This is a genomic window from Actinophytocola gossypii (assembly GCF_025165815.1).
Lineage (GTDB): Bacteria > Actinomycetota > Actinomycetes > Mycobacteriales > Pseudonocardiaceae > Actinophytocola > Actinophytocola gossypii.
This window is the reverse complement of sequence record NZ_JAFFZE010000011.1, coordinates 79,167-98,123: the sequence shown is the minus strand read 5'-3', so window position 1 is coordinate 98,123 and position 18,957 is coordinate 79,167. Positions and strand designations below refer to the sequence as shown.

General features: G+C 71.6%; 22 protein-coding genes. 11 read left to right on the top strand and 11 right to left on the bottom strand.

Annotated features, from left to right (window positions below):
- Nucleotides 1-54 precede the first annotated feature (54 nt).
- Complete coding sequence (locus JT362_RS13560) at nucleotides 55-1,155, top strand: branched-chain amino acid aminotransferase (protein WP_260191523.1); 1,101 nt, start codon at nucleotides 55-57, stop codon at nucleotides 1,153-1,155.
- 21 nt (nucleotides 1,156-1,176) lie between these two features.
- Here JT362_RS13560 and cobS read toward each other — a convergent pair whose 3' ends face one another.
- The 3 genes from cobS to cobU form a co-directional block, all read right to left on the bottom strand.
- Nucleotides 1,177-1,920: an adenosylcobinamide-GDP ribazoletransferase gene (gene cobS / locus JT362_RS13555; protein ID WP_260191522.1), complete on the bottom strand. Its 744-nt coding sequence runs from the start codon at nucleotides 1,918-1,920 to the stop codon at nucleotides 1,177-1,179.
- Between the two features lie 4 nt (nucleotides 1,921-1,924).
- Nucleotides 1,925-3,007: a nicotinate-nucleotide--dimethylbenzimidazole phosphoribosyltransferase gene (gene cobT / locus JT362_RS13550; protein ID WP_260191521.1), complete on the bottom strand. Its 1,083-nt coding sequence runs from the start codon at nucleotides 3,005-3,007 to the stop codon at nucleotides 1,925-1,927.
- A 133-nt stretch (nucleotides 3,008-3,140) separates the two neighbouring features.
- The gene (gene cobU, locus JT362_RS13545; protein ID WP_260191520.1) at nucleotides 3,141-3,674 is read right to left on the bottom strand and encodes a bifunctional adenosylcobinamide kinase/adenosylcobinamide-phosphate guanylyltransferase; all 534 of its coding nucleotides are present in this window, start codon (nucleotides 3,672-3,674) and stop codon (nucleotides 3,141-3,143) included.
- A gap of 25 nt (nucleotides 3,675-3,699) precedes the next feature.
- Between cobU and JT362_RS13540 the strand changes: the two genes are divergently transcribed.
- Nucleotides 3,700-3,894: a hypothetical protein gene (locus tag JT362_RS13540; protein ID WP_260191519.1), complete on the top strand. Its 195-nt coding sequence runs from the start codon at nucleotides 3,700-3,702 to the stop codon at nucleotides 3,892-3,894.
- Here JT362_RS13540 and JT362_RS13535 read toward each other — a convergent pair.
- The 3 genes from JT362_RS13535 to JT362_RS13525 all read right to left on the bottom strand — a co-directional run bounded on the left by JT362_RS13535 (nucleotide 3,891) and on the right by JT362_RS13525 (nucleotide 6,410).
- Entirely contained in the window at nucleotides 3,891-4,871 is a 981-nt protein-coding gene (locus tag JT362_RS13535; protein WP_260191518.1) for an aldo/keto reductase family protein, read from the bottom strand. The two genes, JT362_RS13540 and JT362_RS13535, sit on opposite strands and share 4 nt — an antisense overlap.
- Before the next feature lie 85 nt (nucleotides 4,872-4,956).
- Nucleotides 4,957-5,763: an SDR family oxidoreductase gene (locus JT362_RS13530; RefSeq protein ID WP_260191517.1), complete on the bottom strand. Its 807-nt coding sequence runs from the start codon at nucleotides 5,761-5,763 to the stop codon at nucleotides 4,957-4,959.
- Nucleotides 5,760-6,410 carry a DUF3043 domain-containing protein gene (locus JT362_RS13525; protein ID WP_260191516.1) on the bottom strand — a complete coding sequence of 217 codons (651 nt, stop codon included), beginning with the start codon at nucleotides 6,408-6,410 and terminating at the stop codon, nucleotides 5,760-5,762. Before JT362_RS13525 ends, JT362_RS13530 begins: the two co-directional genes overlap by 4 nt.
- A gap of 38 nt (nucleotides 6,411-6,448) precedes the next feature.
- On the opposite strand from JT362_RS13525, the gene JT362_RS13520 reads away from it, so the two are divergent.
- The 3 genes from JT362_RS13520 (at nucleotide 6,449) to JT362_RS13510 (ending at nucleotide 9,127) form a co-directional block, all read left to right on the top strand.
- Entirely contained in the window at nucleotides 6,449-7,558 is a 1,110-nt protein-coding gene (locus JT362_RS13520; RefSeq protein WP_260191515.1) for a glycerate kinase family protein, read from the top strand.
- Between the two features lie 98 nt (nucleotides 7,559-7,656).
- Nucleotides 7,657-8,019 carry a HesB/IscA family protein gene (locus JT362_RS13515; protein ID WP_260191514.1) on the top strand — a complete coding sequence of 121 codons (363 nt, stop codon included), beginning with the start codon at nucleotides 7,657-7,659 and terminating at the stop codon, nucleotides 8,017-8,019.
- Between the two features lie 169 nt (nucleotides 8,020-8,188).
- Entirely contained in the window at nucleotides 8,189-9,127 is a 939-nt protein-coding gene (locus JT362_RS13510; protein ID WP_260191598.1) for a carbohydrate kinase family protein, read from the top strand.
- Nucleotides 9,128-9,133: 6 nt separating this feature from the next.
- Here JT362_RS13510 and JT362_RS13505 read toward each other — a convergent pair whose 3' ends face one another.
- Nucleotides 9,134-9,757, bottom strand: a complete 624-nt coding sequence (locus JT362_RS13505) for a TetR/AcrR family transcriptional regulator (protein WP_260191513.1) — start codon at nucleotides 9,755-9,757, stop codon at nucleotides 9,134-9,136.
- On the opposite strand from JT362_RS13505, the gene JT362_RS13500 reads away from it, so the two are divergent.
- Both JT362_RS13500 and JT362_RS13495 read left to right on the top strand, forming a co-directional pair.
- The gene (locus tag JT362_RS13500; RefSeq protein WP_260191512.1) at nucleotides 9,726-10,646 is read left to right on the top strand and encodes an alpha/beta hydrolase; all 921 of its coding nucleotides are present in this window, start codon (nucleotides 9,726-9,728) and stop codon (nucleotides 10,644-10,646) included. The genes JT362_RS13505 and JT362_RS13500 overlap by 32 nt on opposite strands.
- 50 nt (nucleotides 10,647-10,696) lie before the next feature.
- A complete protein-coding gene (locus tag JT362_RS13495) occupies nucleotides 10,697-11,533 on the top strand; it encodes a hypothetical protein (protein ID WP_260191511.1) in 837 nt (278 codons plus the stop codon).
- An 8-nt stretch (nucleotides 11,534-11,541) separates the two neighbouring features.
- On the opposite strand, the gene asnB is transcribed toward JT362_RS13495, so the two are convergent.
- Complete coding sequence (gene asnB, locus JT362_RS13490) at nucleotides 11,542-13,470, bottom strand: asparagine synthase (glutamine-hydrolyzing) (protein WP_260191510.1); 1,929 nt, start codon at nucleotides 13,468-13,470, stop codon at nucleotides 11,542-11,544.
- Nucleotides 13,471-13,612: 142 nt separating this feature from the next.
- Between asnB and ctaC the strand changes: the two genes are divergently transcribed.
- Together ctaC and JT362_RS13480 are read left to right on the top strand one after the other, a co-directional pair.
- Nucleotides 13,613-14,581 (top strand): aa3-type cytochrome oxidase subunit II, encoded by a 969-nt coding sequence (gene ctaC / locus JT362_RS13485; RefSeq protein ID WP_375546491.1) that lies wholly within the window; start codon nucleotides 13,613-13,615, stop codon nucleotides 14,579-14,581.
- A 30-nt stretch (nucleotides 14,582-14,611) separates the two neighbouring features.
- A complete protein-coding gene (locus JT362_RS13480) occupies nucleotides 14,612-15,013 on the top strand; it encodes a cytochrome c oxidase subunit 4 (RefSeq protein WP_260191509.1) in 402 nt (133 codons plus the stop codon).
- Nucleotides 15,014-15,027: 14 nt separating this feature from the next.
- Here JT362_RS13480 and JT362_RS13475 read toward each other — a convergent pair whose 3' ends face one another.
- From JT362_RS13475 to JT362_RS13465, 3 genes are all read right to left on the bottom strand, one after another.
- Nucleotides 15,028-15,801, bottom strand: a complete 774-nt coding sequence (locus JT362_RS13475; protein ID WP_260191508.1) for a hypothetical protein — start codon at nucleotides 15,799-15,801, stop codon at nucleotides 15,028-15,030.
- Nucleotides 15,802-15,877: 76 nt separating this feature from the next.
- Nucleotides 15,878-16,945 (bottom strand): anthranilate phosphoribosyltransferase, encoded by a 1,068-nt coding sequence (gene trpD / locus JT362_RS13470; RefSeq protein ID WP_375546490.1) that lies wholly within the window; start codon nucleotides 16,943-16,945, stop codon nucleotides 15,878-15,880.
- Between the two features lie 7 nt (nucleotides 16,946-16,952).
- On the bottom strand, nucleotides 16,953-17,360 hold the full coding sequence (locus JT362_RS13465) for a hypothetical protein (RefSeq protein ID WP_260191507.1): 408 nt from the start codon (nucleotides 17,358-17,360) through the stop codon (nucleotides 16,953-16,955).
- Between the two features lie 239 nt (nucleotides 17,361-17,599).
- Between JT362_RS13465 and ctaE the strand changes: the two genes are divergently transcribed.
- A complete protein-coding gene (gene ctaE, locus JT362_RS13460) occupies nucleotides 17,600-18,145 on the top strand; it encodes an aa3-type cytochrome oxidase subunit III (RefSeq protein ID WP_260191595.1) in 546 nt (181 codons plus the stop codon).
- Nucleotides 18,142-18,957, top strand: coding sequence for a cytochrome bc1 complex diheme cytochrome c subunit (gene qcrC, locus JT362_RS13455; RefSeq protein WP_260191506.1), 816 nt, complete (start codon nucleotides 18,142-18,144; stop codon nucleotides 18,955-18,957). Before ctaE ends, qcrC begins: the two co-directional genes overlap by 4 nt.

The window sequence follows — 18,957 nt, the reverse complement described above, 5'->3', positions numbered from 1 at the left end:
CAGAAGGTCCGATTGCCGATTCTCTGCGCGCCCCACGACAGCTACCGTGCACCTATGACGTCCACATTGTCGTTCACCAGGACCCCGCACCCGTCACCGGCGACCCCGGAGCGGATCGCGGAGGTATTGGCCAACCCTGGGTTCGGGCAGTTCTTCACCGACCACATGGTGACGGTTCGCCACGACACGACCAGGGGCTGGCACAGCGCGACGGTCGAGCCCTACCGCGCGGTGACGCTCGACCCGGCGGCCATGGTGCTGCACTACGGCCAGGCGATCTTCGAAGGCCTCAAGGCCTACCGCCAGCCGGACGGCACGATCGCGTCCTTTCGGCCCGAGGCGAACGCGGAGCGGTTCCGCCGGTCGGCCCGGCGGCTCGCGATGCCGGAGCTTCCGGACGAGCTGTTCCTCGGCTCGCTGCGTGAGCTCCTCGCCGTCGACGGGCGGTGGGTGCCCGAGCAGGACGAGGAGTCGCTGTACCTGCGGCCGTTCATGATCTCCACCGAGGTGGGGCTCGGCGTGCGTCCGTCGGCCGAGTACCTGTACCTGCTGATCGCCTCGCCGGCGGGGTCGTACTTCGCCGGCGGGATCAAGCCGGTGAGCGTGTGGCTGTCCACGGAGTACGTCCGGGCGGCACCGGGCGGCACCGGGGCGGCCAAGTTCGCCGGCAACTACGCGGCCTCGCTGGTCGCCCAGGCGCAGGCGGCTGAGCAGGGTTGTGAGCAGGTCGTCTGGCTGGACGCGGTGGAACGGCGCTGGGTGGAGGAGATGGGCGGGATGAACCTGTTCTTCGTCTTCGGCTCCGGGAAGGACGCGCGGGTGGTCACGCCGGAGCTGTCCGGCTCGCTGCTCGCCGGCATCACGCGCGACTCGCTGCTCAGGCTCGCGGCCTCGCTCGGCCACACCATCGAGGAACGGCGCGTCTCCACCGAGGAGTGGGAGAAGAAGGCCGAGTCGGGTGAGCTGACCGAGGTGTTCGCGTGCGGCACCGCCGCCGTGATCACACCGGTGGGTTCGGTCAAGCACGCCGACGGCGAGTTCACGGTGAGCGGCGGTGGCACCGGTGAGGTGACCTCGCGCCTGCGTGCCGCGCTGACCGCGATCCAGCGGGGCACCGCACCGGACCCCGAGGGCTGGATGGTTCCGCTCGCCTGACGGGCGACCGGGCCCGCTGAGTCAGACGAGGGTGCAGGTGACCGCCACGACGGTGGTGGTCACCTCGCTCGCGGCACCGAGCACGTCGCCGGTGATGCCGTTCAGGCGGCGGCGGGTGTGGGACACGAACGCGGTCGTCACGCCCGCGCCGGCGAGGACGGCGACCGGGCCGAGCCACGGGTGGTCCAGGTCGACGACGGTCGCCGCCATGGTCAGCATGGCCAGCCACACCACCGGCACGGCCGCGGGCTGGGTGCCGGCTACCAGTGCGCCAAGGCCGTCCGGGCGGGCGGCTTGGATGCCGCGGACGCAGCAGGCGGTGAACGCGGCCCGGCCTGCCGTCACCGCGACGACCACGGCCCACCAGTGGTCGCCGGACAGGGCGTCGAAGGCCGCGGCTTGGGCGCCGATCGTCACGATCAGCGTGACCACGGCGAACGGGCCCGTGCCGCCGTCCCGCATGACGGCCAGGGCGCGTTCTGGCGGGCCGTAGCAGCCAAGACCGTCCGCGGCGTCTGCCAGACCGTCGAGATGCATGCCCCTGGTGAGGACGGCCAGCAGACCGACGGTGAGCAGGCCGGCCAGGAGTCCCGGCATGCGGGTGAGGTCCAGGACGAACAGGACGCCGGCGGCGACCAGACCCAGCAGCAGGCCGACGAACGGCGCCAGCGTGATCGCCCGCGTGGCCAGGGCGCGGTCCACCTCGGACTGCCGCACCGGCAGCACCGTGAGCCAGGACAGCGCCAGGCGCGCGCCGGCGAGCACGGGGTCAGGGCCCGGTCGGGCCGCTGATGCCGGCTTCGTCGAACGTCGCCATCTCCGCGAGCACGCGCACCGACATGGACAGCAGCGGGATCGCGGCGGTCGCGCCGGTGCCCTCGCCGAGGCGCATGGCCATGTCGAGCAGCGGGTCCAGGTCGAGCTGCTCGAGCACCAGGGCGTGCGCCGGCTCGGGCGAACGGTGACCGGCGACCCACCACGCGCGGGCGCCCGGCACCAGTTCCTCGGCGACCAGCGCGGCGGCACCGGACACGACGCCGTCGAGCACCACCGGGGTGCGGCGAACGGCGGCCTGGGCGAGGAACCCGGCCATCGCGGTGATGTCCGCGCCCGCGACCGTGCGGAGCAGCGCCACCGGCTCGGCGGTCACCGGCTTGGCGCGCCGCAGGGCGTCCCGGATCGCGGCGGTCTTGCGCATCCAGGTCGCGTCGTCGATCCCGGTGCCCCGCCCGACCACGGCCACCGGCTCGGTGCCGGTCAGCGCGGCGACCAGCACCGCGGCCGCGGTGGTGTTGCCGATGCCCATGTCGCCGGCGACCAGCAGGTCGGCGCCCGCGTCGACCTCCTCGTCCGCGATCGCCCGGCCGGCGGCGAGCGCCGCGTGGGTCTCGTCGTCGGTGAGCGCGTCCTCGGCGTCGATCGAGCCGGAGGAGCGGCGTACCCGGTACGCCGAGCCGGCGGTGTCACCGGCGTCCGCGGCATCCGCGTCCGCGGCATCCGAGTCGACGGCCAGGTCGACGACCCGGACCTGCGCGCCCACGCTCGCGGCGAGGACGTTGATGGCCGCGCCGCCGGCTCGGAAGTTCGCCACCATCTGGGCGGTGACCTCGCTGGGGTAGGCGGACACCCCGCGCGCGGCCACGCCGTGGTCGCCGGCGAACACCACGATTCGCGCGCGCTCCAGCGGCCTCGGCGGGCACTGGCCCTGGCAGGCCGCCAGCCACGCACCGAGCCGCTCCAGCCGGCCGAGCGAGCCCCGTGGCTTGGTGAGCCGCTCGTGCCGGGTGAGCGCGGCCTCGCGGGACGGCTCGTCGGGCGGGCTGACGGTGTCGAACTCGACCGGGTCGGTCATCCGGCTACCTCCTGCGCGACTGATCGCCGAAAGCCTGCCAGAGCGGCTCCCGGTCGCGACGGAGAGGCCGCCGGACAGCCGTGGCGCTGACGATGTTCGGTTGTCCAACCGGCCGCGGGGATCGGACCCACGGTCAGCGCAGGCGCAGCGGGATGCCCGCCACCAGGAGGAACACCTCGGCGCACTGCTCGGCCAGCGCGGCGTTGAGGGAACCAAGCTGATCGCGGAACAGCCGGCCGGCGCGGGTGGCCGGAACCACGCCGAGGCCGACTTCCGCCGACACCAGGACGACCTCCGCGCGGCAGGCGCCCACCGCGGCCGCCAGGCGTTCGCACTCGTCCCGGACCGGGTCCAGGGAGCCGTCCGCCCAGGCGTCGGTGTCGTCGAGCAGAGTCGCGAGCCAGGTGGCGATGTCGTCCACGAGGATGGGGGCAGCTGTCTCGGGTACCTCCTTCAGCAGTCGGGTCAGGTCGTGCGGGGTGGCGAGCTCGATCGTCCGCCAGCCAGGCGGGCGGCGGGCGGCGTGAGTGGCGATGCGGGCCTGCCACTCCGGGTCGGTGGGGTCGGCTCGGGCCGTCGCCACGTAGGTCGCGCGCTCGGCCGGAAGGAGGCCCTCGGCGTGGGCCGACTTGCCGGAGCGGGCGCCGCCGAGCACCAGGGTTGCCACGGCGCGCACGCTATCGTGAACGACCGTGGGATACCGCTGGAGCTGCGACGACAGCCCGTCCTTCGGCGACCAGGGCGACGCCGAGGACTGGCTGCGCGACAACTGGGCGGACCTGCTGGCCCGCGGCGTCGACGACGTCACCCTCGTCCGCGATGGTGATCGCGATGGCGGAGACGGCGAAGTCGTCTACGGGCCGATGAGCCTGCACCCACCCGATTAGCCGCCTAAGCGGGGATCGGTCACGATCGCGCCGTCCAGGACCTTGTCGATCGCGGCCAGGACGTCGGCGTCGAGCGTGACGCCGGCCGCCTTGACGTTCTCGGTGACCTGCTCGGGACGGGTGGCGCCGATGATCGCCGAGGCGACGTTCCGGTTCTGCAGCACCCAGGCCACCGCCAGCTGTGCCATCGACAGGCCGACCTCGTCGGCGATCGGCCGGAGGCCCTGGACCTTCTCCAGCACGTCGTCGCGAAGCAACCGGGAGATGAAGTTCCGGCCGGACTCGTCGGTGGCGCGGGAGCCGGCCGGCACCGGCTGACCGGGCAGGTACTTGCCGGTCAGCACGCCCTGCGCGACCGGCGACCACACGATCTGGCCGATGCCCTCCGCCTCGCTCGCCGGCACCACGTCCGACTCGATGACCCGCCACAGCATCGAGTACTGCGGCTGGTTGGAGATGAACGGGACGTTCAGCTCCCGCGCCAGCTCGGCGCCGCGGCGGATCTGGTCGGCGTTCCACTCCGACACCCCGATGTAGAGGACCTTGCCCTGCCGCACCAGGTCGGCGAAGGCCAGGAACGTCTCCTCCAACGGCACCGACTTGTCGAACCGGTGTGCCTGGTAGAGGTCGACGTAGTCGGTGCGCAGCCGCTTCAGCGACGCGTTCGCCGACTCCATGATGTGCTTGCGGCCGAGCCCGCGGTCGTTCGGGCCGGCGGGGCCGGTCGGGAAGAACACCTTGGTGAAGATCTCCAGGCTCTCCCGGCGTTGGCCCTCGAGCGCGCGACCCAGGACGGACTCCGCCGCGGTGTTCGCGTAGACGTCGGCGGTGTCGAAGGACGTGATGCCGGCGTCCAGTGCGGCACGGACGCAGGCGCGCGCCTGTTCCTCCTCGATCTGGGAGCCGTGGGTGAGCCAGTTGCCGTACGAGATCTCACTGATGTTCAGGCCGCTGCGGCCGAGTCGACGAAATTCCATGGCTCGAAGATATCCATGGAGCGGGTTCGGACCGGGCCAGTGACGTGAGTTGTCCACAGTCGGGTCGGTTGTGGACAACTCGCGGTCACCAGCGCCGGAAGCCACCCTCGGTGTTGACGACCTGCCCGGTGATCCACCTGGCCTCGTCGGTCGCGAGCCAGGCCACCAACCGCGCCGGATCGTCCGGCATGCCCCACTCGCCACCCGGGAAACGCCTGGCCACGGCCTCCCGCACGGCCGGCGGAGCGTAGCCGGTGTCGACCGGCCCCGGGTTGACCGTGTTGACGCCTATACCAGAATCCGCGAGCTCGTCGGCCAGGGTCGCGGTGATCGCGGTGATCGCGCCCTTGCTCGCCGCGTACGCCACCTCGTCGCGCATCGGACCCAGGTCCTGTCCGGAGGTCATGAACAGGATCCGCCCCGGACCGCCGAGCGCGGCGAACGCCTTGGCCAGCAGGATCGACGCCCGCGCGTTCACCGACCAGTGCCCGTCCAGCTTGTCCGCGTCCATCTCCGACAACGGCCCGTCGCCGCCGCTGCGGGCCTGGTTGCACACCAGGACGTCCAGGCGCCCGAACGCCGCCACGGCGGCGGTGACCAGCGCGGACGGGGCGTCCGGCGCGGTCAGGTCCAGCGACAGGTGGTCCACGCCGGCGCCCGGCGCGGCCAGCGCCTCGGTCACCCCGGCGACGACCGCCTCCGCCCCGCCCGGGTCCGCGCCCCACGGCTGCTCGGCGTCGTGCGGACTGAAGTGGTGCACGAACACGCTCGCGCCGTACGCGGCGAGCCGCCGGGCGATCGCGTAGCCGATGCCGATCCGCCTGCTCGCGCCGGTGACCAGCGCCACCCGTCCGCGCAGCGGCAACGGGTCACGCCGCAGCTCCTCGGTCACACCTTGGCACCGGGTCGCACCCGCGGCTTCGGCACCCGCAGCTTGCGGATCTGCGAGGCGCGGATGAACGCGTACCAGCCCACGGACAGGCCGCGCACGTGCTCCTTCGGGTACTTCTCGCGCACCAACCGGGTGATCCGCCGACCCTGCAGGATGCCCTCGAAGATCATCGCCAGCAGCATCAGCAGGCAGACCAGCGTGGTCAGGCTCTGCACCTCCGGGCTCGGGGACAGCAGCGCGACGAAGATCACGATCGCGAGCGGCATGAACAGCCCGAGCAGGTTGCGCTTGGAGTCGACCAGGTCACGGATGTAGGCCTTGACCGGACCCCGGTCCCTCGGCATCAGGTACTGCTCGTCGCCGGCCATCATGCGTTCGCGCTGCTTGGCGCGTATTTCGCGGCGCTTGGCGGCGAGTTCCTTGCGCTCCTCCTTGTTGCCCCGCGCTCGCTTCATCGCCTCGCGGGTGGTGCGCGGCGGCGGCGCGACCGGACCCCGCCTGCGGCCCTCGGCTTCGCGGCGCTTCGGCGTCGGACGGCCCTTGCCCGGGGTGTGCGCCTTGTTCCTCGGCTCGTCCAGCACGGTGTCGTCGCCGGTGTCGATCTCGGCGTCGGCGGACTCGGCGTCTTTGCGTCGAAGGAACCTCACAGAGGAGAGACTAAGGCAGAGCCAACTAGTCTCTGACCATGCGGGTCCTGATCGCTCCTGACTGTTTCGGCGGCACGTTGACCGCGCCGGAGGCCGCCGAGGCCATCGCGGCCGGGTGGCGCGGCAGCGCGCCGGACGACGAACTCACCCTCTGCCCGCTCGCCGACGGCGGGCCGGGCTTCGTCGACGTGCTGCACTCCGCCCTCGACGGAACCCTGCACCGCGTCTCGGTGACCGGTCCACGGGGTGAAGCCGTCGACGCGGTCTGGCTCGAGCACGACGGTACCGCCTACCTGGAGTGCGCGCAGGCGTGCGGGCTGCACCTGGTCCCGAAGGGGGAACGGGACGCCCTCACGGCGACGACGCTCGGCGTCGGCGAACTGGTGGCCGACGCCCTGCGGGCGAACGTGCACACGATCGTCGTCGGTCTCGGCGGCTCGGCGACCACGGACGGTGGAGCCGGCCTGTTCCACGCCCTGGGCGCGGTGCCCACCGGTGAGAACGGCGGGCCGCTGCCGCCGGGCGGGGCGGCGCTGGTGGACGCCGTGCGGCTCGACGGCGGCGTCGACCTCGGCGGGGTGACCCTGGTCGCAGCATCCGACGTGGAGAACCCGCTGCTCGGCAAGGACGGCGCGGCGCGCGTGTTCGGCCCGCAGAAGGGCGCCGACGACCTCGCGGTGCGGCGGCTGGAGCGCTCGCTGACCCGCTGGGCGGACGTGCTCGCCGAGGTCGCGGGCCGGGACGTCCGTGACGAGCCGGGAGCGGGAGCGGCCGGTGGCCTCGGTGCCGCGCTGATCGCCCTCGGCGCGACCGTCGAGTCCGGTGCCGGCATCGTCCGCCGGCTGACCGGCCTGGACACCGCCCTGGACACCGCCCAGCTGGTGATCACCGGTGAGGGCAGCTTCGACTTCCAGTCGCTGCGGGGCAAGCTCGTCACCCGGGTCGCCGCCGCGTCGTCCGAACGCGGGACGCCGTGCCTGGTGCTCGCCGGCGTGGTCAGCGTCGGGCGGCGGCGGGCCGCGGCGGCCGGGGTCGACCGCGCGTACTCGGTCGCCGAGCACGTCGGCTCGCCGGAGGCCTCGCTCGCCGACCCGGAGGGCACCCTCACCGCGCTGGCGAAGCATGTTTCGGCGCAGTGGCGTCGGTAACACCGTCCCTTGAGCGACGTGTGCGACCATGGGTGGAAGAAAAGGCGGACGATCCCGGTTGTCCACAGGTAGTAGGAGTCCAAGGTCGAGGGAGAACCATGACGACCGCACAGGAGAACACCACGGCGACCGAGACCCACGGGGTGACGTTGTCCGACGCCGCGGCCAGCAAGGCCAAGGCCCTGCTCGACCAGGAGGGTCGGGACGACATGCACCTGCGCATCGCCGTCCAGCCGGGTGGCTGCGCGGGCCTGCGCTACCAGCTGTTCTTCGACGAGCGCGCGCTCGACGGCGACCTGTACCGCGACTTCGGTGGCCTCAAGGTGGCCGTTGACCGGATGAGCGCCCCGTACGTGCAGGGCGCGACCATCGACTTCGTCGACACGATCGAGAAGCAGGGGTTCACGATCGACAACCCCAACGCCGGCGGGTCCTGCGCCTGCGGCGACTCGTTCCACTGACGAGCCGGAGCGCACGAGAACGGGGTCCGAAAACAGGGCCCCGTTCTTGGTGAGCGCGGAGCACTGCGACTAATCTTGACGACTTCCGTTCACTCCATCTGACGACAACCAGACAGGGGAAGCCCTCGTGCCCGTCGCCGTCTCCGGAAGTATCGCCACCGACCACCTCATGCACTTTCCCGGCAAGTTCGCCGACCAGCTCGTGGCCGAGCAGCTGCACCGGATCTCGCTGAGCTTCCTCGTCGACGACCTGGTCGTCCGCCGCGGCGGGATCGGGGCCAACATCGCGTTCGGCATGGGCGTGCTGGGTGCGTCGCCGGTGCTGGTCGGCTCGGTCGGCAACGACTTCGGCGACTACCGGTCCTGGCTGGAGCGGCACGGGGTGGACTGCGCCGGCGTGCGGGTGTCGGAGAACGCCCACACCGCCCGGTTCGTGTGCACCACCGACGACGACATGTGCCAGATCGCCTCCTTCTACGCGGGGGCGATGGCCGAGGCGCGCCTGATCGAGCTGGCCCCGGTCGCCGCCAAGGTCGGCGGCTTCGACCTGGTGCTGATCAGCCCGGACGACCCGGACGCGATGATCCGGCACGCCGACGAGTGCCGCCAGCGCGGCTACCGGTTCGCCGTCGACCCGTCCCAGCAGCTCGCGCGCATGGACGGCGCCCAGATCCGGGCGTTCGTGCAGGGCGCGGACTACCTGTTCAACAACGACTACGAGTGGGAGCTGCTGCGCCGCAAGACCGGCTGGACCGAGCGCGAGGTGATGGACCGGGTCGGGATCCGGATCACCACGCTCGGCGAGAAGGGCGCGGAGATCGTGCACAAGGACGGCACGTCCGTCAGCGTGAACGCGGTACCGGAGACGGTGAAGGCGGACCCGACCGGTGTGGGCGACGCCTTCCGTGCCGGTCTGCTCGCGGGCCTGGAGAAGGGGCTCGGACTCGAGCGGGCGGCGCAGCTCGGCAGCTACATCGCGGTGCTGGTGCTGGAGACGGTCGGCCCCCAGGAGTGGACGTTCGACAAGGCCCAGGCCGTCTCCCGGATCGGCGAGGCGTACGGGCCGCAGGCCGCCGAGGAGATCACGCCCGTCCTGCCGGACGCGTAGGCGCGCTCAGCGGAGGTCCGCGAGCGCCAGCAGCGCACGGGTGAGGACCTCCGCGGCGTCGTCCCGGTCGAGCAGTACGCGGTGCAGCTGCGCCTCGGCGGCGTGTACGAGCAGGGCGGCCGTCCGCTCCGGCTCGGGACGGCCGAACCGGCGCAGCTGACCGGTGACCTCGGCGACCAGCGCGTCGTGCAGCGCGTGCAGCCTGGCGACGCCTTCCGGGGCGCGGGGCGCGTACTCGTACATCAGCGTTTGCAGCCGGGGCCGGTCGCGGTGCAGGTCGACGAACGCGGTCACCAGTGCCCGGACGGTCTCCTCCCAGCCGGGCCGTTCCGCCCGGAGCCTGGCCGACACGGTGGCCAGCGTGCGGTGGGCGGCGTCGAGGTGCCGTTCGGCGAGTGCGTACAGCAGCGCCTGCTTGTTCGGGAAGTACTGGTACAGGGTGCCGATCGAGACCCCAGCACGCTCGGCGACGCGGTTGGTGGTCGCGGCGAGGCCCTCGCGCTCGAAAAGCTGAGCAGCCGCCTCGACGACCGCGTCGACGGTCTCCCGGGATCGCTGCTGACGGGGTGTTTTCCTGGGCGTGTCGATGGGCGTGCCAATGCGAGTTGTCGTGGGCGTCGAGGCGGCCAAGACTACCGGTGTGCACGACGTCTACCTGGCCCAACTGCCCGCCGAGCTGCGTCCGAGCCCGTTGCCGGCCCGGGTGTCCACCTGGTGGCGCTGGCGGGACGTCGACGTGCACGTGGAGCGGGTCGGCGAGCCGGACGCGCCCCGGGTGCTCCTGCTGCACGGCGCCGGCGGGCACGCCGCCGCGCTGTGGCCCTACGCCGCGCTGGCGGCCGAGCGCGGCTACCACGTGGTCGTGCCCGACCTGCCCGGGTACGGCCGGACGCGGGTGCCCCGGCGGCGTGACGTGCGCTACGGCGACTGGGTGGAGCTGGCCCGCGCGCTCGCCGTCGCCGAGCGGCCGTCGCTGCTGATCGGCGCCAGCATGGGCGGGATGCTGGCCTACGAGGTCGCCACCCGGGCCGGGGTCGTGGACCGGATCCTGGTGACGTGCCTGCTCGATCCCCGGGACCCGGTGGCCCGCCGGCACATCTCGCGGCACCGGTGGCTGGGTGCCGCCGCCCGGCCGCTGCTGCGGGTGGCCGCGGGCCCGCTGGCCGGCGTGTCCGTGCCGATGCGCCGGCTGGCGAACATGCGGGCGATCGCGAACCGGCCGGAACTGGTCGACGTCGTGCTCGCCGACCGGCGCGGCGGCGGCACCCGAATGCCGCTCGGCTTCCTGCGGAGCTTCCTCGACTCTGCGCCGGCGGTCGAGCCGGAGGACGCCACCGGGGTGACGGTCGTGCTCGCGCACCCGGCGGAGGACCGGTGGACGCCCACCGAGGTGAGCCTGCGGTTCTTCGACCGCATCGCCGCGCCGAAACGGCTCGTGCCGCTGCTCGGTGCCGGGCACTACCCCGTGGAGCTGCCGGGTGCGCGGCAGCTGGTCGACGCCATCGGGTCACCGCGCTGACCCTCGGACGTCGGTACCGCGCGGCGTCACGGTCTGGTAGCTGTGAGTGCATGCGCGCACTCGCGGCGGCGGCCGCCCTGTCGTTGACCCTGCTCTCCGCCGGTGTGGCCGGCGCGTCGACCGGCCCGTGGCAGCCGGTCGGCTCGGACGTCGCCCGGCCACTGGACGAGTCGCAGGGCCTGGCCGTGGTGGAGCGGCCGGACGGCACGACCGTCCGGTACACGGGCGTCGGCACGATCCCGCCCGACGTGGCGGCGCGCGGGTGGAACCACGTGGGCGACCCCGGCGCCGGGCACGGGTACTACGTGGAGCCGTACCAGCGCGACGACCGGGGCGCGAAGCTGTTCCGGGTGCAGGCCCCGGACGGCTCGTGGGCGGAGTACACGCACGCGCTGGAGTCCTGGGAGGCCCCGAACAACTCGTTCGCCGCGGTGTCGCCGGACGGGCGGTGGCTGGTCGCGGGCGAGTGGGGCACCATGGACCGCCTGCTGGTGCACCCGATGCCGGGCGTCGCCCACCAGGATCCCGCCGCGAACCTGCCGTACGCGTCCTCGGTGCGGCTGGACCGGCCGGTGCGGGACGTCCAGGGCTGCGACTTCGTGACCGACCGGCGGCTGCTGTGCTCGTCCGACGACCCGGCGGGCGACCTGTTCGGGATCACGAAGCCGCTGCTGCGGGTCGACCTGTCGGCCCCGGTCGGCGCGGCGGACGTGACCGGCACGGTCACCGCGCTGGGGCAGCTGCCACTGGAGAGCGCGTGCTCGGGCGAGTTCGAGGCGGAGGGCATCGACTACGACGAGCGGGACGGCACCCTGCGCGTGGTGGTGCTGTCGCCGAGCGTCTGCCTGCTGTTCGACAGCAAGACCTGGCGGTTCCAGCGCGGGTGAGGAGGACCTCAGAGCTTCACCGGGTAGTGCGGCTCCGGGATCCTCGGCTGGATCGTGCGCTCGACGAAGATGCCGTGCCAGATCATGTAGACCAGCAGCGCCCAGATCCGCCTGCTGTGGTCGAGCGTGCCGGCCCGGTGCTCCTCGAGCAGTCGCAGCACGGCGTTCTTGTCGATCTCCTCGTCGGTCTGCGACTTGAGCACGATCTGCCTGGCCCAGTCGTACATCTCGTCGCGCAGCCACAGCCGGATCGGCACCGGGAAGCCGAGCTTGCGCCGGTTCAGCACGTGTGCCGGCACGATCTGGCGCAGCGCCTGACGCAGCGCGTACTTCGTGGTCTCCTTGGTGACCTTCTCCTCCATCGGGATGGTCGCCGCGACCCGGAACACCTCGGTGTCCAGGAACGGCACCCGCAGCTCCAGCGAGTTCGCCATGGTGACCTTGTCGGCCTTGACCAGGATGTCCCCGCGCAGCCAGGTGAACAGGTCCACGTGCTGCATCCGGGTCACCGGATCCCAGCCGGCCGACTCCCGGTACGGGCCGGCCGTCACGTCCATGTGCCCGACGGCCGGGTCGAACGTCCGCAGCACCTGGCGCAGCTGGTCGTCCCGGAAGATGCGGGCGTTGCCGTAGTAGCGCTGCTCCAGGTTCAGCGCGCCCCGGCGCAGCAGGTCCTTGCCCCGGGTGCCCTCGGGGATCTTCGTGGACAGCGAGCCCATGGCCTTGCGCAGGGCGCCCGGCACCTTCTCGAACGCCGCCAGCGACAGCGGCTCCCGGTAGATCGTGTACCCGCCGAACAGCTCGTCCGCGCCCTCACCGGACAGCACGACCTTCACGTGCCGGCGTGCCTCCCTGGCGATGAACCACAGCGGCACCAGCGCGGGGTCGGCCACCGGATCGTCGAGGTACCAGACGATCAGCGGCAGCGCCTCCATCATCTCCTGCGCGCTCACCGTGCGGACGACGTGCTTGACGCCGATCGCCGCGGCCGACTCCGCCGCCACGTCGACCTCGGAGTAGCCCTCGCGCTCGAAACCGGTGGTGAACGTGATCAGGTTCGGGTTGTGCTCGCGGGCCAGCGCCGCGATGGCGGTCGAGTCGATCCCGCCGGACAGGAACGCGCCGACGGTCACGTCCGCCCGCATGTGCTTGGCCACCGAGTCGCGCATCACGTCGGCGATCCGGTCGTACAGGCGCTCCGGGGTGTCCTTGCCGCGCAGCGCGGTCGGACGGAACGTGTGGAAGAAGTAACGGTCCGTGGTCAGTCGGCCGCCGGGGGAGATGGTGAACGACGTTCCGGACTCGATCCGCCGGATCTCCTGGTGCATGGACTCCGGCTCGGGCACGTACTGCAGCGTCAGGTAGTGCTGCAGGGCCGTGCGGTCGAGCGTCGCCGGCACCCGCAGCCGGTGCGCCAACTCGAGAAGCGACTTCTTCTCGCTCGCGAACGCGACCCCGCCCGGGCCGGCCGAGTAGAACAGCGGCTTGATCCCGAACGGGTCCCGCGCGCCGAACACGACCCGCCTGCGCCAGTCCCAGATCAGGAACGAGAACATCCCGCGCAGCTTCGACACCGCGGCCGGGCCGAGGTAGTGGTACAGCGCGACGATGACCTCGCCGTCGCCGTGGGTGCGCATGGTGGCGCCGTGCTGCTCGATCAGCTCCTGGCGCAGCTCCAGGTAGTTGTAGATCTCCCCGTTGAACAGCAGCGTGTAGCGCTCCTGCACACCCTCCGGGCTCCAGTGCAGCGGCTGGTGGGAGTTGTCGACGTCGATGATGGACAGCCGGTTGAAGCCGAAGACGACCTCGTCACCGGCCCACGTGCCGCTCTCGTCGGGGCCGCGGTGCCGCTGGCAGCGCATCGCGGAGGCCACCGCCTCCCGGCTGGCACTGGCATCGGCTTCGGTGGGGCAGACAAGGCCAAGCAGACCGCACACGTCTCCGGCACAACCTCTCGCGTCGAGTGCTCGTCGAGTCCAAGTATGGCCCGGGCGGACAGGACCGCCCCTACGCGGTGCGGCCTGTACCGCTCGGCTAGGCTCCGGGACCAGATCACGGAAGTCTGAGGAGGGGCGCGCAGTGGGCGACAAGAGGCGCACGCCGACCAAGCGGGTCGCGGGTCTGGTAGGCCTGATGGTCCTGGTGTCCGTCGTCGTTTCCGGGTGCTCCACCAGCGAGGTGTTGAACTTCGGCTGGCCGGAAGGCGTCACCCCGCAGGCCGACCGGATGCGTGAGTTCTGGACGTGGACGGTGATCGCGTCGCTGGTCGTCGGTGTGCTGGTCTGGGCACTGATCCTGTGGCCGGTCATCGCGCACCGCAAGCGCGACGACAAGCTGCCCAAGCAGTTCCAGTACAACCACTTCCTGGAGTGGGTCTACACCGGCATCCCGGCCGTCATCGTGGTGGTGCTCTTCTACTTCACGATGACCACGCAGAACTACGTGCTGGCCGAGGAGGAGCCGGAGGACGTCGACGTCACCGTCAACATCCTGGCCTTCCAGTGGAACTGGCAGTTCGAGTACGAGTCGTACAAGGACACCACCGGCGCCTCGGTCGCGCCGCGGGTGCCCGAGGGTCCGCTGGTCAAGACCACCGGCACCTCCGACATCATCCCGCTGCTCGTGCTGCCCACCGAGAGCACCATCCACTACAACCTGCGGGCGCGGGACGTCATCCACTCGTTCTTCGTGCCGGAGTTCAACTTCAAGCGGGACGTCTTCCCGTACCCGGAGAAGAACAACCAGGACAACACGTTCCAGAACGAGATCGACCAGGAGGGCTCGTTCGTCGGCCGCTGCGCCGAACTGTGCGGGACCTACCACTCGGCGATGAACTTCGAGGTCCGCGCGCTCAACCCGGAGCGGTTCGACCGGTACATGATCCTGCGGCGCACCGTCAACGAGGACACCGGCCAGCCGTACACCGCGGGTGAGGCGCTCGCGGTGATGGGTCAGGAGGACCCGAGCTGCGGCGACCTGTGCAGCCCGACCGCCAACACCACGAGCCCGTTCAACACCGACCGCACGGCCCGTACCTCGTCGAACTGAGTTCCTGAGGTCTTCGAGAGTGAGGACAGCATGAAGGTCGAAGCCAGGCTCTTCGACGTGACGACCGCGTTCTTCTTCCTTGCCGCGATCGTCTACGGGTTCTGGGCGAAGGAGCCGGTCGGCCTCGTGGCGCTCATCCTGACCGGTGGGCTGTCGCTGATCGTCGGCTCCTACTTCCACTTCGTCGCGCGGCGCGTCGAGCGGCGGCCGGAGGACAACCCGGACGCCGAGATCAGCGACGGCGCGGGCGAGGTCGGGTTCTTCAGCGCCGGCTCGTACTGGCCGGTGGGTATCGCGGCCGCCGGCGGGATCGCGGCCATCGCGCTCGCGTTCTGGCAGATCTGGCTGCTGGTCATCGGGCTGGTGCTGGTGCTGGTCGCGGTCGGCGGCCTGGTCTTCGAGTACCACACCCGGCCGAACGTCACCGACTGACGCTCAGCCAGCCCTCAGCCCTCCGCGCGCAGGTGCGGAGCCTGCGCGGCGAGCATCTCCAACTGGGCGCGTACCCGCACGAAGTCGGTCTCGTCGCGCAGGTCCAGGGCGATCGACGCGGCCCGCTCGGTGGTCTCCGCGAACGACCGCTCCGCCGCCCGCAGCAGGTCGGCGGCCTCGAGCGCGGCACCGGTGAGCCGGGCGCCGTTCGAGACGTCCGGCGCCAGGCCCTCGCCGAGCCGGGCCAGCCGCAGCGCCTCCGCCAGCTCGAGGTCCAGGGTGTCGCCGATACCGGTGAACCAGTCCTGCCCGGCGCCGTGCCGCAGCGTGCCGACCACCGCGTGGAACGCCGTGACCGACTTCGCGCACCGCTCGTAGGCGCCGGCCCACCAGCCGGACGCGCGCAGGCCGTCGGCGACGAACCGGGTGGCGTGTTCCTCGGCCGCCCGCGCGGCGCGCCGCTCCAGCTCGGTGGGGGTGCGCAGCCACGACCGGACGGCGAACTGCGCCGGCAGCCCGAGCAGCGCACCGATGGCGGCCCCGATCGGCACGAAGGCGATCATGCCGCCGATGAAGTTCGCGCCGGTGGAGTTGTCCGCGCCGTTCTCGCCGGGGTTCGCCGCGTACAGCACGGCCACGCCCACCATGAGCACGGCACAGAGCACGGCGAACACTCCCCAGCCGGCTCGCGCGATCATGTGCGTCACCGGGCCGCCGCGCAGGGCCATCCTGGCTCGCCAGTCCCCGAACGCCGGGGCCGCCTGCTCGCCGTTCGCGTGCCGTCCCATGGTCACCTCCGCCGCCGCCGGTAGCCTCTGGTGGGACGGCCGCGCGCCGGCGCGGGTTCCTGGTGACCGGATGTCGTCAGCTCACCGCGGCGGGGCTCCGCTCCTCGCCGGCGCGCAGTGTCGTCGACAGCGTCGCCCACTGCTCCAGCAGGCCGGTCGCCGCGCCGCTGTCCACCGCTTCGGCCGCGCTCGCCAGCGCCGCGCCAAGGTCGGCGTGCAGGTCGTCGGACAGGCCGCGGAAGGCCGCGATCGCGCCGGCGGCGTTCAGCAGCACCGTGTCGCGCACCGGGCCGGGCCGGCCGGACAGCACCTCCCGCAGCACGGTGGCGTTCCGCGCCGCGTCGCCGCCGGTCAGCTCGTGCGGCTCACACGTCGCCACGGACAGGCGGGCGGGGTCGATCTTCTCCACCCGGACCGTGCCGTTCGTCACCACCCAGGCGGTGGTCGTCGTGGTCGTGGTGATCTCGTCCAGGCCGTCGTCGCCGCGGACCACCAGGACGCTGAAGCCGCGGGCGGCCAGCACCTCGGCCACGACCGGGGCCAGCCGCTCGTTCGCGCAGCCGACCAGGGCCGCCCTCGGCTGCGCCGGGTTGGTCAGCGGGCCGAGGATGTTGAACGCCGTCGGGATGCCCAGCTCCTTGCGGGCCGGGCCGACGTGCCGGAACGCCGGGTGGAACGCCGGCGCGAAGCAGAAGCCGATGCCCAGGGTCCGCACGCACTCGACCACCGACGCGGGGGACAGCTCGATGGCCACCCCCAGCTCGGCGAGCACGTCGGCGGCACCGCAACGCGACGACGCCGCACGGTTGCCGTGCTTGACCACCGGCACCCCGGCCGCCGCGGTGATCAGGGCGCTCATCGTGGAGATGTTCACCGTGCCGGACTGGTCGCCGCCGGTACCGACCACGTCGGCGGTCGCGATGTCCAGGTCGACCAGGCGGGCGTGGGACAGCATCGCCTCGGCCATGCCGGCCACCTCGGCGGCGGTCTCGCCCTTGGCCCGCAGCGCGACCGCGAACGCGCCGATCTGCGACGCGGTGGCGTTGCCGGACATGATCTGGTCCATCGCCCAGGAGGTGTCCTCGGCGGAGAGGTTCGTGCCCGTCACCAGTGCGCCGAGCAGGGCCGGCCAGGTCTTGCCCACGATCGGATCACCCCTGGTGGACGGGTAGCCGCTTGTTGCGCAGCACGTCGGCGACGGTCTCGGCGGCGGTCAGCGGGTCGAGCGGGTGCACGATCACCGCGTCGGCCTGCGACCAGGTCGCGAGCCAGCGGTCGTCCTTGCGCCGGATCGCGATCACGATCGGCGGGCAGGCGTTGATCTCGTTCTTGAGCTGCCGGCACAGGCCGATGCCCCCGGTGGGCTGGGCCTCGCCGTCCAGGATCGCCAGGTCGACGGTGCCGCTGTCCATCTCCATCAGCACCTCGGAGATGGTGGCCGCCTCGTGGTAGTCGACCCGGCCGATGTCGGTCGCCGGGCGGCGGCCGACCGCTGTGACAATCGTCTCCCGGACCTCGGGCCGGTGGCTGAACACCAGGATCTTCAGCGGCGTGCTCATCTCGGGGGCCTCCGGAAGACGGAAACGGGACGACCCGATGCTATCCGGAAGCCCCTGGTGACCATCAGGTGCCCGGTGGTTCGCCGGTAGTTCCCCCGGCGGTTCTCGGAGATCACTCGAGGACCCGGGCGCGCCGTGGACCCGATCAGGTGCACCACGTCGCGACAGGCCATAATGCCCGCGTGACGACAGCAGCGCCTTCCATCAGCCAACGTGTGCACTCGCTGAACCGGCCCAACATGGTCAGCGTCGGCACGATCGTCTGGCTGGCCAGTGAGCTGATGTTCTTCGCCGGCCTGTTCGCGATGTTCTTCACCGTCAAGGCGCAGAACGAGACCGAGCACTGGCCGCCGGAGCCGACGCACCTCAACGTGCCCTACGCGCTCGTTGTCACGATCATCCTCGTCGCCTCGTCACTCACATGTCAGCTGGGAGTGTTCGCGGCGGAGCGAGGTGACGTGTTCGGACTTCGGCGGTGGTACACGATCACCCTGGCCATGGGCACGATCTTCGTGCTCGGCCAGGCCTACGAGTACTACCAGCTGATCCAGGACGGCACCACGATCCCGTCCTCGGCGTACGGCACGGTCTTCTACCTGACCACCGGGTTCCACGGTCTGCACGTGACCGGGGGGCTCATCGCCTTCGTGTACCTGCTGATCCGCACGAGGATGAGCAAGTTCACCCCCGCCCAGGCGACGTCCGCGATCGTCGTGTCCTACTACTGGCACTTCGTCGACGTGGTCTGGATCGGCCTGTTCAGCGTGATCTACTTCGTGAAATGACGGTGGCCGCACAGATGATGAAGAAACGCAGGGCGCGCACCAAGCTCCGCCGCCGCGTGGCGGGGATGCTCGCGATCGCCGTGGCGCTCGTCGGCGTCGGCACGCTGTACAGCGTGCTCGTTCCCGAGCCGCAGACCGCGCAGGCGCAGGACGACCCGATCATGGTGCGGCAGGGCGAGCAGATCTACAACACCACCTGCATCAGCTGCCACGGCGCGAACCTCGAGGGTGTCGAGGACCGCGGTCCCAGCCTGATCGGCATCGGCGAGGCGTCCGTCTACTTCCAGACGTCGACCGGGCGGATGCCGGCCGTGGTGCAGGGCGCCCAGGCCGAGGAGAAGCCGCCGGTGCTCACGCCGGAGGAGATCGAGCAGATCTCGGCGTTCATCCAGGCCAACGGCGGCGGCGTGGAGATGCCGGAGGAGAGCGGCGCGGAGCTCGTCGGCGACAACCCGGCCCGCGGCGGTCAGCTGTTCCGGCTGAACTGTGCCTCCTGCCACAACTTCACCGGTCAGGGCGGCGCGCTGTCCTCCGGCAAGGCCGCCCCGCCACTGGAGGGCGCGACCGAGGACCAGATCTACGCGGCGATGCTCTCCGGCCCGCAGAACATGCCGCGCTTCTCCGAACGACAACTGTCGCCGGAGGAGAAGAAGGACATCATCGCCTACGTCAAGTCCGTGGCGGACGGGGACAACAGCCCCGGCGGCAACCCCCTGGGCGGCCTCGGCCCGCAGTCCGAGGGTCTGATCAGCTTCATTGTGGGGATGGCCGCGCTGCTCGGCATCACGTTGTGGATCGGGGCTAAGCAATGA

What these genes read in the sequence shown, in the direction of transcription:
- JT362_RS13560 (WP_260191523.1), top strand. Translation starts at nt 55, where the DNA reads ATGACGTCCACATTGTCGTTCACCAGGACCCCGCACCCGTCACCGGCG.
- cobT (WP_260191521.1), bottom strand. Translation starts at nt 3,007, where the DNA reads ATGACCGACCCGGTCGAGTTCGACACCGTCAGCCCGCCCGACGAGCCG.
- JT362_RS13535 (WP_260191518.1), bottom strand. Translation starts at nt 4,871, where the DNA reads ATGGAATTTCGTCGACTCGGCCGCAGCGGCCTGAACATCAGTGAGATC.
- JT362_RS13520 (WP_260191515.1), top strand. Translation starts at nt 6,449, where the DNA reads ATGCGGGTCCTGATCGCTCCTGACTGTTTCGGCGGCACGTTGACCGCG.
- JT362_RS13515 (WP_260191514.1), top strand. Translation starts at nt 7,657, where the DNA reads ATGACGACCGCACAGGAGAACACCACGGCGACCGAGACCCACGGGGTG.
- JT362_RS13510 (WP_260191598.1), top strand. Translation starts at nt 8,189, where the DNA reads ATGCACTTTCCCGGCAAGTTCGCCGACCAGCTCGTGGCCGAGCAGCTG.
- JT362_RS13500 (WP_260191512.1), top strand. Translation starts at nt 9,726, where the DNA reads ATGCGAGTTGTCGTGGGCGTCGAGGCGGCCAAGACTACCGGTGTGCAC.
- JT362_RS13495 (WP_260191511.1), top strand. Translation starts at nt 10,697, where the DNA reads ATGCGCGCACTCGCGGCGGCGGCCGCCCTGTCGTTGACCCTGCTCTCC.
- JT362_RS13480 (WP_260191509.1), top strand. Translation starts at nt 14,612, where the DNA reads ATGAAGGTCGAAGCCAGGCTCTTCGACGTGACGACCGCGTTCTTCTTC.
- JT362_RS13475 (WP_260191508.1), bottom strand. Translation starts at nt 15,801, where the DNA reads ATGGGACGGCACGCGAACGGCGAGCAGGCGGCCCCGGCGTTCGGGGAC.
- JT362_RS13465 (WP_260191507.1), bottom strand. Translation starts at nt 17,360, where the DNA reads ATGAGCACGCCGCTGAAGATCCTGGTGTTCAGCCACCGGCCCGAGGTC.
- ctaE (WP_260191595.1), top strand. Translation starts at nt 17,600, where the DNA reads ATGGTCAGCGTCGGCACGATCGTCTGGCTGGCCAGTGAGCTGATGTTC.
- qcrC (WP_260191506.1), top strand. Translation starts at nt 18,142, where the DNA reads ATGACGGTGGCCGCACAGATGATGAAGAAACGCAGGGCGCGCACCAAG.